This window comes from Alteromonas gilva (genome assembly GCF_028595265.1).
In the GTDB taxonomy this organism is placed as follows: domain Bacteria; phylum Pseudomonadota; class Gammaproteobacteria; order Enterobacterales; family Alteromonadaceae; genus Alteromonas; species Alteromonas gilva.
Map to the genome: position 1 here is coordinate 419976 of NZ_JAQQXP010000001.1, position 12409 is coordinate 432384.

Consider the following 12409-nt stretch of genomic DNA (forward strand, 5'->3'; position numbering starts at 1 on the left):
TGCGCCGGTTTGATGGTTATTCCCATCGGCCGTTAAAACCAGCGATACGTCAGGCTCAGCAGGTAATTACGCGGCCGGCCGGGAAAGTAGCGGTCGCCGCCAAATGAGGTAAAGTCGGCGCGCTCAGCATAAGCGGTATCAAGCGCGTTATTCACCCGGGCGAACATTGTTAATTGTGGCGTAACCTGCCATGAGGCTCTGATATTTACCAGTTCATGGCCTTCGTAACGATGCAGGTTTTCCGGATCGGTGTAGTAATCGTCCACCCGGTTCCATTCAAGTTCAACTCGCGTCGTGTCGGCCAGTTGATAACCCAGGCGTACATCGGCAATAACCCGTGGCGCCGTGTCGATGTCGTTGCCGTTGATATTGACGTCGTTAAGTACCCGGTCAAACTCATAGGTATGGCGCGCTGCCGTGGCGGCCACCGCGATATCCCAGTGTTCGCTGAGCTGCCAGTCAAGCTCCAGCTCAATCCCTGTGTGGCGGGTTTTACCATCGTTGACGTAAAAGAAATCACTGTCTCTGAAGATAAAATTGTCTTTATCCATGGTGTAAGCCGACACCGTATAACGCACAGACGGGTAATCGCCTTTAATACCCACTTCGAGGTTGCGGGCTTTTTCGGAGGCCAGATCGGCAACCTGCTGAGCGCGTTGCAGGCGGTAGAGTTCAGTAGCCTGGGGCGCGCGGTAACCCAAAGAGTAATTGGCATACCAGCGGGTGGTGTCTGAATAGATATAGGTGGCCCCTAATTTGGGCGAAGCATTGGTGAAACTGTTGTCGCCACTGGGCGGGCGACTGTATCGACAGCCGCCGAAACCGCACTCGCTGCCGTCTTCACGCAGTCGGCCGCTGTTCATATTATTGGTATAGTCGTAGCCCATGTATTCGTAGCGAATACCGGCTGATACCAGCCATTTCTGTTGTTGCCATTCAAGCTCAGCAAAACCGGCATACAGACTGGCGTCTACGGTGTAATCGTAGTGTTTGCCGGCAGGGATGGTTTCGGTCAGAAACGCTGAGCCCTCAGTGGGACCATCCTGCGATTGCAATAAAGTGCCTTCGGTAAACTCGATATCCACACCGGTATTGAGTGTCAGCGTGTCGGAAATGGCGTGCGCCCACAACGATTGTACGCCTGCGCCTTGTTGCGTGTTTTCCTCAAGTGGTGTGCCCGGCAAAAAATGCATTAAAAACTGCATATCCTGATCCCGAACATAGGGCGTTACAGAGACGGTATCGCCGTTGTTCAGTTGCCACTGCAGGCGCGACCAGATGCGTAATGCGCTGGCCTTGCGAAACGCTTCGGGGTTTTCATTGCTGCGCGCGAGTACGGGATCTTTATAGGCGTTCAGGCCGGTAATGTAGCCGGCGGTTTCCTGATCGAGATTGGTATAGGTCAGGCCGGTGGTGAGGCTGACGTCGTCCCAGGTATGCTGATGCCTGAGATTAATCTTTTCCTGATCAACACCTTCCTGCTCGCGATAGCCGGTGTCGCGGGTAATACTGGTGTTGATACCCACGCCGCCATCGCCATAATTGTGCCCGGCGCGAAGCTTATAGCGGCTATAGCCGTAAGAGCCGTAATCAACTCCTGCCATACCGCCACCCAAGGTGGTATCAGGGGTAATGACGTTTATCACCCCGTGCACGGCATTAGAGCCATACAGGGCCGAGCCCGGGCCTTTGAGCACCTCAATTTGCGCTGCCATTTCAGAATGGGCCTCAAACAGCTCGTTGATATTACAAAAACCGGCTGCGCGCAGCGGTATACCATCTTCGGCGGTTAACAGCCCCCCGCAGGCCCCGGCACCGGTAAACACCTGTGAGCGTAAGGCCGGTAAGTATTCCTGACCGTTACCCCGTTGCACCTGAGCACCGGCAATAAACTTGAGGGCTTCCTCAATATGGGTGGGCGAAAGCAAAGCCAGTTCGTCGCGACTGACCGCACTGATCACCAGCGGCGCATTTTGGTTATCGGTACCGGTACGGGAGCCGGTCGTTGTGATCCGCTCAATGTTGTCAGGTACGGTGTCGTCGTTAGATTGGCCTCTGGCTGGAAGCGCCAGTAACAGTAAGCTGCTGAACAAAGAGAAAATCGAAAGCGTAGCGAGTGTTCGCTGATAAGTCATAACTTCAACCTGATAAGTCAATATTGAGTGCCCGGCTTTGTGCACTGCCGCAAACCCCGAGTGATGACCACCCGTGTCAGCGGCTGTTAACACATAGTGCGGGAGAGATGTGTTGCTGCACCAAGGGCTGCCGTTGTATTGCAGCCGATTGTACGTAATACCAGTGGCTATGCAATACCCGTATGCCTTGCAGCTATAACGAAACAGCGCGCTGATGGGATCAATCCCACCGCATTGGTTTGTGGGAGCTGCAAAGCGCCGACACTGCGATAAGCGCTGACGGAAACGCGGTGGCGGGAAGGCCTTTTCGTCGTGTTTTACTTACATTACCTCTACTTTACGCTAAGCTGAAAACGACTAACGAACAGATATTTATATAACATAAAAAAGGTAATACTTATGAACCTAAAGGGATTTCGGCTTAGTGTTGCACTGGGCCTGGCAGTTATGACACTGCCATTAACCGCCACGGCCACCCAGCTTCTGCGCCAGCCTGCGCTGCACAACGATACGCTGGTGTTTACCTATGCCAATGACATTTGGAAAACCACCACTGACGGCGGCGAAGCCCTTCGCCTGACCAGCTTTCAAGGCAGCGAGTCGCAGCCGGTAATTTCACCCGATGGCAAAATGATTGCGTTCACCGGTGAGTATGAGGGCAATAAAGATGTGTTTGTGGTGGGGATTGATGGCGGAGAGCCCCGCCGCCTTACTTACCATCCTGGTGGTGACGCCGCCATTGGCTGGTCGCCCGACAGCAAGCAGGTATTGTTCAGTTCGGCGCGCTTTTCGGCACCGCGTAACTGGCAGCAGTTATTTACCGTATCGGTAGACGGGGGCAATCCCACCCAGTTACCGATGCAGCGCGCGTTTGATGGTGACTTCGACTCAACCGGCGAGAATGTTGTGTTTCGCCGGGCCGGGTTTTGGGACCGCGGCTGGCGCAACTATCGTGGTGGCCAAAACCAGGCGCTGCGCGTGATCAATTTAACCACTCTTAAGGAATATGACTTACCTTTTGACAACGACTTTGATGTCGATCCTGAATGGTCTGACAACGGCGATATCTACTTTTTATCTAACCGTTCCAAAGTTACCAATGTGTTTAAATACTCACACACAACCCAGTCAGTCAGCGCAGTGACTGATCACGATCAGTATGATGTGATGGGTTTTGCCGTTGATGGCAATAACGTGGTGTATGAATACCTTGGCGATCTGTATTTAAAAGAAGGTGAAAAGCCGGCTCAAAAGCTAGCGATAGAGATTACCGGTGATTTTTACTGGGCCCGTGAAGAATATGTCGAGGCGCATGAGCACATTACTTCGTTTAACGTATCGCCGCAGGGCAAGCGAGCGGTGTTTGCCGCCCGTGGTGATGTATTTACTGTGCCTGTTGAGCACGGTTCGGCGCGCGCCCTTACTGATACCTCGGGTGCCCGCGAGCACGCGCCAGCCTGGTCTGCCGGTGGCCAGCATATTGCCTGGTTTTCTGATGCGTCAGGAGAGTATCAACTGATCATCGCCGATCAGTATGGCAACACTGAGCAAACCATAGCGCTTGCCGGTAAGGGCTTCTACGACGAACTCGTCTGGTCGCCGGACGGCAAACGACTGATGTTTACCGATTCTGCGCAGCAGTTGTGGGTGGCCAACCGCGATAACGGCAGTACCAAAATCATCGACGCCAACAAGCGGGTACATCCTGAGTGGCATATGATGGCAAGCTGGTCACCGGATAGCCGTTTTATTGCCTACACCACACAAAATGCCACCATGTTTCGGGTATTACATTTATACAGCGTGGCCGAACGCAAGTCTTATCAGTTAACTGACGGGCTGGCGGAAGTCAGATGGCCCGCCTGGAGCGACGACAGCAGCAAGCTGTATTTCCTTGGCAGCGTTAACTACGGGCCGAAATCGGCCTGGCTGGATATGTCTACCATTGCCTTTAATCCGACTGCCCAGCTGTATTACGCAACCTTAAACCCGGCCGAGGATCCGCTCTTTGAACTGCGTTCAGACGAAGAGGCGCCGCCGCAGGACAAGCCTGAGGACGACACAGAAAAAGACGATTCAGCTAACGAAAATGCGCCACAAACGGTTGTGGTAACCGAAGGGTTTCGTGAGCGTATTATGCCGGTCGCCAGCAACGACGGGCAGTTTAGCCATTTAACCGGCGGTAAAAACGGTAACCTGTTCTTTCTTAGCCAGTACACCAGTGACAGCGGTGAGAGTCAGACCAGCCTTATGAAGTTTGATGCCGAAGAGCGTGAGATCACCAAACTGGCAGATAAGGTCAGTGACTTTAGACTCAGCGCCGACAAAAACTCGATTTTGCTGCAAAGTGGCAAGACGTATCGCCTCATAAATGCCGAGCAGGGCTCAGGTAAAGATGACAAAACCCTGCAACTGGCCTTATCCAAACGGGTTAACTACGCTGAGGAATGGCAGCAAATTTTCCGCGAAGCATGGCGTTATCAGCGCGATTACCTGTATGTCGATAATTTTCACGGCGCTGACTGGGATGCCGTGTATAAGGTATATCAACCTATGGTTGCCTCGGTAAGTCACCCGTTGGATCTAACCTATTTGCTTGATACCCTTGGCGGTGAAGTCGCCATTGGCCACTCCTACACCAGCAGCGGCGATAAGCCTGACACCGGTAAGTCGCACGTCGGCTTACTGGGGGTGGACTATGTGACCGACGAAAAAGGCGTGAAGTTAACCCACATCTATACCGGCGAGTCGTTTTTTGCTGACGCCAATAGCATGTCGCCATTGGGCAAGTATGCGGCACAGATCGGTAGCGATGCGTATTTGTTAGCGGTCAATGGTAAGCCCGTTAACCCTGAGCAAAACCTGTTTGCCCAGTTAGAGGGAACATTAGGCAAGGTCACCACGGTAACCATTGGCAATCCGGACAATGCCGGTGCCGCAGAGGATTATCTGGTGAAACCCATTGGCAACGAAAATGCCCTGCGAAAGCACCATTGGGTAGAGAAAAACCGCCGGTACGTGGAAGAAAAGTCTGGCGGCAAGGTGGCTTACGTATGGGTACCGAACACCGCCGAAGAGGGTTACCATTCTTTTAATCGTTACTTTTATCCGCAGGCTGACAAGCCGGGCGTGATCATTGATGAGCGCTTTAACCATGGCGGTTTTATTGCCGACTACATCATCAACGTATTGCGCCGTGAGCTCAATGGCTTCTTTAATAACCCGTTTTCGCCACAGCAGCCCATGACCAGCCCGGCAGCAGGTGTGTGGGGCAGCAAGGTGATGCTGATCAACGAAGTCTCAGGCTCCGGCGGTGATATGCTGCCGTACATGTTTAACTACTATGGTTTGGGTAAGCTGGTGGGAAAACGTACCTGGGGTGGCCTGGTGGGCATATGGGGCGTGCCGGCGTTTATTGATGGTGGCAGCATGACCGCGCCGCGCTCCGGATTTTATGATGTAGACGGTAAATGGCAGGTGGAAAACTACGGTGTGGCACCAGACATAAACGTAGAGCAATGGACCATTAAAACCAGCCAGGGTCAGGATCCGCAGCTCGACAAAGCCATCGAGGTGGCACTGGATGAGCTCAAGGGGTATAAATCGCCTATTAAGCCTCAGCCTGACGCACCGGTGAGAGTGCCAGTGAGTAACTAGACTAACGTGTTGATAGCAAATCCCACCCTCAGGTGGGATTTTTTTTGCGTTCGGTATGGCTGACTATTGCGCCGGCTTAGCGCTGCAATTTGTGCCCCGGCCCCATCAACAGGTGCTACCACTTTCTTAGAATATGCTAATCTGCGCACATGTTATTGTTTGCTGGTTGATTGGCAGTGTTATACCCACAATGGCTGGGCCTTTTCATCACGGCGTTTTTGGCCGCTACCATTTTACCCCTTAGCTCCGAAGTTGTTCTGACCGCGCTGTTGCTCGATGGTCAGCCGCCGTTATTAATGGTGCTGATCGCCACCGCCGGAAATGTAATGGGGTCGCTGACTAATTACGCCCTGGGGTACTTCGCGAATGAGGTAGTGATAAAAAAATGGCTGCGCATTTCCGATGTTGAGTTCAGCCGCGCTGAGCAACGTTTTAAGCGCTATGGTACCTGGGCTTTGTGTCTGGCTTGGGTGCCGCTCATTGGCGATCCATTAACCGTACTGGCGGGTGTATTAAAAGTACGTCTGTGGTGGTTTTTATTGCTGGTCACTACGGGTAAATGCCTGCGCTATGTGGTGCTCACCTACATGGTCGTTGGGCTTTGGTAGCCAGCCAGTAGCTAGCCAGTAGCCATCACTTTTAAACGCAGGCAGCGCCCCCAAAGGGGCGTCATTAACCTATATGACCTGCTACGCCGGTTACCGGACGTGAGCCCCTACTGTTCAGCCTTGCCATAAAAATCCCGGAGCAGGTAAAAGGCTTGCTTTTTTTCACCTTTTTCAGAGATTAAGCCTTTTCGATTAAAGTCGTCCTGTATGCCTGGCAAGGGGCGCCGGGGCGACCGAAAATCGCTCAGGATCCAGGGCGAAAAGCCGATGAAACCATCAATACTCCTGGTCATTTCAATGGTCTTTTGATAAAGACTGGCCTGATATTCTTCGGTCCATCGCTCGTTAACACTGCCATGCAGACCGTATTTGGCGCCGGCACCGAACTCACTGATAAAGACCGGTTTGTCATAAGGAATGTGCCAGCTTACCTGATCAATTTTTTCCAGTGGGCCACTGTACCAGCCAAGATATTGGTTAAAGCTAACCAAATCGACGATATCTGCCAGCGGATCCTCCACGACCGATAAGGTTCTTGCGGCATTGCCCCAATGTCTTTCCATTGCCGCGCTCAGTACCCGCGTGTTATCGAGGCTGCGGGCACTGTCGGCCAGGCGCTTAAGAAAGCGCGTACGCTCCGGCTTCACCGGCGTTTCATTGGCCAGCGACCATATAATGACACCGGCACGATTGAAGTCGCGCTCGATCATTTCGGTTAACTGGTTGCGGGCATTCTGGTAAGTGGCTTCATTGGTCCAGTCGATCGTCCAGTAAACCGGGATCTCAGACCACAGCAAAAAGCCCATTTTCTCGGCGAGTCGCACCATGGCCTCACTGTGCGGATAGTGCGCCAGACGAATGAAATTAGCGTTAAGATCCTTTGCCCAAATAAGCTGTTGCCGGGCTTCCTCTTCATTTTTAACCCGGCCACCGCCATCAAGGGCAAGCTCTTCGTGCAGGGCAATCCCATTGAGTCTGATTGGCTTACCGTTAAGCAACAGCTCTTTACCGGCTGTGCGTATGGTTCTGAAGCCCATTTCATCAACCACTTTATCGTTATGGTAAGTCAGTTCCACCTTATACAGTTTGGGTGAGTCGGGATGCCAAAGCTCTAGTGTGGCTGGCTGGAGAGTAAACTGAGCCGTACCGTCCTTTGCGACAGGCACCGAGGTAGCAATATCGAGTTCCGGGATCGACACGGTCAGAGTGTTCGCCCCTGGTGGTCCATCAATAACTGGCCCGTCGATAACCACTTCGCCTGAAATTTCCCGGCTGGTTTCGGAGCGTAGCGCTATTTTATGTTGTCGGATAAACGAACCCGGCGTAGTGACCAGCCTGACCGGGCGGGTGATGCCGCCATAGTTCCACCAGTCAGTATTAATGGTCGGTACGCCTTCTTTCACACGCTTATTATCCACTCTCACGACCAGCGAGTTATTACCTGGTTTTATTGTATCTGTGACTTCATAGCTGAACGGCGTAAAGCCACCAATATGCGTGCCCAGTTTTTTGCCGTTTAACAAGGGCCTATTGACTTTTGCTGTGCAAATTTTGGTCTAAATGAAAACATTTTAATCGCGAAACAGTCCTGCAGGCCTAGTAGTTCTAAGTCAAAGGACTGTGACAAAGAGTAAAATGTTTTCATGACGACCCCTTCGGGCAGCGCCTGTGTGCCATTTATACTGCGTTGCCTGTTTTTGATTTAGGCCCACTAGACCTGCAAACAGCCGCCTTGTCTAAACGGCACACAGACTGCTGCAAAAATGCATAGCAAAGGTTAATAGGCCCTAGACGTCGGCACGATAATTTACCGCGCCAAAGTGCACAAAGGCGCGTTCGTGTTTGGATAATCCGCTAAAGGTAAACTTATTGCGGTACCAGAGCGTGCCCTCATAATAATACAAACGGCTGTCCTGGGTGTTCCAGTCGCCCGGCACGGATAGTGTTTCTTCCTTATCAAAATTGTATTCCAGTAACTCTTGTTTATTGTCCACCGTAGCGTCCATAAAGTATGCACTTTTAGACGGTGAATCCGCTTCATCCCAGGGTTGCCAGCGGTAGTTGTAATAACCATTTTCATAGGGGTCGACGATATACGCCCAGTCACCATTCAGCGACTGGCTATCGCGAAGATATAAATCCGGGTTGATGTGTTCGCTACCATTGACCAATAATGACCAGCTCAGCAGCGCCATCAGCCATAACAAGCGGTTACCGGGCCTTTCCAACAAATCTGGTTTCATAAATATCCCTATTATTGAATTTTACGTTGTTGAGAAAACGGTGTTCATTCGTTCAGATTGTTAACGGAATATTTACATAGTAAGGCAGGAGGCAAGCTGTCGTCTACCCGAAGCTGCTCACGGAATGAATCATGAGCTCAGGCAAGCCCGTAGCAACCTAATAAACGCTGCGCGCTGCGGGTTAAATCGTGTTGTTTACCTGCAACTTCGGCCAGGTGGCTAACCAGTGCTTGTTGTTTATCCGCTGCCTGAAGACAGCCGGTTTAGGACAATGCTGATTGAGTGTGACGCTCAGGGCAAACAGGGGGGCCAGTCCAAAAGGCGCGATAAATTCAAGTTCACGACTGTTGTTCAGGCGCACGCCAACGGCAGTTTCGATTTCTACCCAGTGCCGCATGGCATCGGCGGTGGATAAGTAAGGCTTATCCTGATTGCGCGTATGCATTCTGGCCTGGTTTTTTACCGACCAGGGGAACGGTGACTTGCCGTATAGCTGTTGTTGGTAGGTTTGATCGGAGGCTGCATTGACGTCTTCAGTATTAAAATACACCACGTCAATATCGTTAAGTGGCGTGGGTTGTGGCTTATTATGCAGGTGATCCCACACCAGATTGCGCACAAAGCCAGCAGCTAAGCACCAGTCTGGCAGTTGCAGCGAGGCGGCCACCTCGAGCGCCTGCCAGCGCTGTGTGTCGGCGCGCAGCCAGGACGCAATTACTGATGGATAGTCTGTGGTTGCCAATATCTGTTTTCTCAGCGTGTTAATTATTGCGTTTAATAATCGGTGTTCGTTTGCGTACTGTCCTGTCAGATTGGTGGGCGATTAATGGACGAGTGAGGGCGCGGCTGGCCATAAAATGGCAGGGATCCCAGGATCTCTGCCATTTCGCCATATATCGCCATAAATCAGCGTGACTGCGGGTCGATTCAGAACTTGTAGCTGATACCGCCGCGCAGCATGCGTGGTTCAATCGGGTGATAGTGCACGTCTTCAACACCGTCTTCGGGTTCGCCCGGTAAGCGGCTGGCATACAGGTAATCAATATCGTGGTCGTTACTGTCAAATACATTCAGCACCGACACTGACGCCTGCCAGTTGCCTGTCTCATACACCAGGTTGGTATTAACCACCGTAAATGTGTCTGACTCGCGCTGCTTAAAGCTGTCTAAGGTGCGCTTGCCAAAATACCGAACGCGCACATCGGTACGCCAGTTATCATTCATTTGCCAGTTAAGCCCAAGGCTGGCAACGACCGGCAGCGAACCATCGATGTAATTACCTTCTCCGGCTTCATCTTCGGTAAAAGTAGACTCGGTCCAGGCAATTTCGAGATCGGTGGTGAGGTTGGCGGTAAACCAGTAATAGGCCGAAAACTCCACTCCCCAACGACGTGAGGCGCGGCTGGCTTCGGTGTTGCCAGCATCGCCAACAAACAGCAGCTCGGAGTCGTTTTCCAGATACCACAGCGCCCATGAGGCATTGTACTGGCGGTATTTCGCTACTCGCAGGCCCAGTTCGGCGCCTTCGCCTCTAACAAGCATATCCACAGGCTCGGCAGCATCGCCGGACACCGGGTCAATACTTATTACCGCGCCCCGGGCATCATTAGAGTGAAATGACTGGCCAAGGTTAAAGTAGGCCTGCCAGGCATCATCGATAATATAGCTGATACCGCCTTTTAAGCTGGTGATAGTGTCGCTGTCCTCACCACTGTTGGCGGCAATATCGCTATTTACGTCAACGCTGAGGTAGTCATGACGGATACCGGCATGGGCACTGAGCCTGTTGGTGAGCGTCACGTCGGCTTCGTAAAAAGCCGAAACCGAGTACTCGCTGGCATTGTCGACGCGTACCGCGCCCTGGCGGACTCTGGCGCTGGTGCGATATAAGCCGACTTCGTCAATGTTATCAATACGAAAGTCGATACCGGTTTTTACATGCACATGCGCACTGCCCATAGGGCCGGAAAAAAAGCGCATAACGGTACCACCATAAATTTGCCGGTCGTCGACCTGCTCAAACTGGTCGCCGCTGTCAGGGTTATCTAAAAAGTAGGTGAAGTTAGAAAACAGATTAAGGTTGCTCTGCACCGCATAGGCGTTAACCAGCCAGTCATTCGACTGCCAGTTGAGCGATAAGCTGTAGCGATCCGATTCGCCGCCCAGCGTGGTATCGATGGAGCCCAGTTCGTCAATGAGGCCACTTTGTACCGCCCGGCGCGGAATTTGATCGGCGGCATTCCAGCTATTGTCGTAGCCCATAAACGTGATGTGTAAACGACTGTCGGTGTTGTCCTGCCGGTAGCGTACAAATACATTTTTCTTATTGATGTCTTCGTCGATGTCGGTCCAGGGACCATCGTAGGTTTGCCATTCAGCCCCCACGGCCAGGTTGTCCTGCCCCAGTGTCAGGTTGGTGGCAGCGACCGAGCGCAGAAAGCCGTTTTCGCCTAATTCAACCTTGGCAAACGGCTGATTAAATGCCGAGACCAGGGCAAAATTTGCCGAGCCTGCCACCGAGAAGTCGCCCTGGGTAGCCCGGTAAGGGCCTTTTTGATAATCGATTTGCTGAATAAATTCTGGCGTAATAAAGTTGAGATCGGAATAGCCCTGACCATGGCCGTGGGTACGCATGTTCACCGGCATACCATCGATATTAATACTAAAATCAGTACCATGATCAAGATTAAAGCCACGCAGGAAATACTGGTTGGCTTTGCCTGAGCCGCTGTGCTGCGTTACCACCATGCCGGGCACAAATTCAAGCACTTCGCCGGCGCGCAGCAGTGGCCGACGTTCGATATCACCGGCGCCAATAACCCCTTCAGAAGCCGAAATAGAATCACCAACCAAATCACTTTGTTTACCAAAAACGACGACCCGCTCTATATGCGGCCCGTCGGCAAAAACGGAAAATGAAGACAACAGCGATAAACATAGAATGGAATATTTCATATTTACTTAGTAGTTAAAACAATGACTACTAATACTAACGCGCAGCCTGCTAGCTTGGATGCACTAATGGGGTGGTTTATTTATAAATTACGACCACCGGATTGAGTAACGCCGGGGCTGATGCGTATTTAAGCGTTGCGCTGTAGTGAAGGCGCCCAAAAAGTAAGCACATAAACCAGTCGCATTGGCGCTTTATAATACCTGTACCAGCAGCAAACCGGTTGCCGCTTGCAGTAACAGGCCGATGAGCAACACAACACCATCTTTGTTGAGCAGACCCACAGCGGTAATAGTGATAGCAAACGCCGGCACTGCCGCGGCAAACGGGATAACCTCAAGCGGGATCATGCTCAGTGATACCAGCGCGCAATACAGCGCTATGACTCTGGAGGCGGGACTATCGGTGAGTCCTGTCAGGCGTGGGGTCAGTATCTTTTCGGCGTTAACAATATAGGGCTTGAACTTATTAATGGCCCTTTTCAGCTTGTCGTGATTGAGCGAGCGTTCTTTGAGTACCTTCGGTAGCCAGGGCTCGCCAGCCCCCAGTGCCATTTGCAGGCAGATCATAAATAAGGTGATACCACAGATAGTGGGTACCCCTGGTATTGCACCGGTCGGCAGCAGGGCAATAAGCGCCGGTATCAGTAACAGTGGCGCGAATCCCCGGCTCTCAAATTTACTTACTACCTCGCCAACAGACACATCGCCGTCGGTTTTCGCCAGCAAGTCATCCATTAACTCACTCATTTTGGTTTTGCTCATATACCCTTTGCCCCGGTGCAAATAAGAAAGCATTCCCCTCACAAACAGG

At 52.0% G+C, this 12409-nt stretch carries 8 protein-coding genes; 2 read left to right on the forward strand and 6 right to left on the reverse strand.

The genetic code is table 11. The annotated features are described in order from the left end of the window. Nucleotides 1-32: 32 nt before the first annotated feature. Complete coding sequence (locus tag OIK42_RS01995; RefSeq protein ID WP_273637935.1) at nucleotides 33-2135, reverse strand: TonB-dependent receptor; 2103 nt, start codon at nucleotides 2133-2135, stop codon at nucleotides 33-35. 399 nt (nucleotides 2136-2534) lie between these two features. Between OIK42_RS01995 and OIK42_RS02000 the strand changes: the two genes are divergently transcribed. Together OIK42_RS02000 and OIK42_RS02005 are read left to right on the forward strand one after the other, a co-directional pair. Further along, the gene (locus tag OIK42_RS02000) at nucleotides 2535-5792 is read left to right on the forward strand and encodes a S41 family peptidase (protein ID WP_273637936.1); all 3258 of its coding nucleotides are present in this window, start codon (nucleotides 2535-2537) and stop codon (nucleotides 5790-5792) included. 176 nt (nucleotides 5793-5968) lie between these two features. Beyond that, nucleotides 5969-6400: a YqaA family protein gene (locus OIK42_RS02005; protein WP_273637938.1), complete on the forward strand. Its 432-nt coding sequence runs from the start codon at nucleotides 5969-5971 to the stop codon at nucleotides 6398-6400. A 107-nt stretch (nucleotides 6401-6507) separates the two neighbouring features. Here the strand turns inward: OIK42_RS02005 and OIK42_RS02010 are convergent, their stop codons facing one another. The 5 genes from OIK42_RS02010 to OIK42_RS02030 form a co-directional block, all read right to left on the reverse strand. Next, nucleotides 6508-7923: a glycoside hydrolase family 2 protein gene (locus OIK42_RS02010; protein ID WP_273637940.1), complete on the reverse strand. Its 1416-nt coding sequence runs from the start codon at nucleotides 7921-7923 to the stop codon at nucleotides 6508-6510. Nucleotides 7924-8187: 264 nt separating this feature from the next. After that, nucleotides 8188-8643, reverse strand: coding sequence for a hypothetical protein (locus OIK42_RS02015; protein WP_273637941.1), 456 nt, complete (start codon nucleotides 8641-8643; stop codon nucleotides 8188-8190). A 181-nt stretch (nucleotides 8644-8824) separates the two neighbouring features. Beyond that, nucleotides 8825-9385, reverse strand: a complete 561-nt coding sequence (locus OIK42_RS02020; RefSeq protein WP_273637942.1) for a nucleotidyltransferase family protein — start codon at nucleotides 9383-9385, stop codon at nucleotides 8825-8827. 185 nt (nucleotides 9386-9570) lie between these two features. After that, a complete protein-coding gene (locus OIK42_RS02025; RefSeq protein ID WP_273637943.1) occupies nucleotides 9571-11598 on the reverse strand; it encodes a TonB-dependent receptor in 2028 nt (675 codons plus the stop codon). 192 nt (nucleotides 11599-11790) lie between these two features. Next, nucleotides 11791-12360, reverse strand: coding sequence for an exopolysaccharide biosynthesis protein (locus tag OIK42_RS02030; protein WP_273637944.1), 570 nt, complete (start codon nucleotides 12358-12360; stop codon nucleotides 11791-11793). Nucleotides 12361-12409 lie beyond the last annotated feature (49 nt).

Coding starts and splice junctions, on each gene's coding strand:
- OIK42_RS02015 (WP_273637941.1), bottom strand. CDS start 8,643: ATGAAACCAGATTTGTTGGAAAGGCCCGGTAACCGCTTGTTATGGCTG.
- OIK42_RS02030 (WP_273637944.1), bottom strand. CDS start 12,360: ATGAGCAAAACCAAAATGAGTGAGTTAATGGATGACTTGCTGGCGAAA.
- OIK42_RS01995 (WP_273637935.1), bottom strand. CDS start 2,135: ATGACTTATCAGCGAACACTCGCTACGCTTTCGATTTTCTCTTTGTTC.
- OIK42_RS02000 (WP_273637936.1), top strand. CDS start 2,535: ATGAACCTAAAGGGATTTCGGCTTAGTGTTGCACTGGGCCTGGCAGTT.
- OIK42_RS02025 (WP_273637943.1), bottom strand. CDS start 11,598: ATGAAATATTCCATTCTATGTTTATCGCTGTTGTCTTCATTTTCCGTT.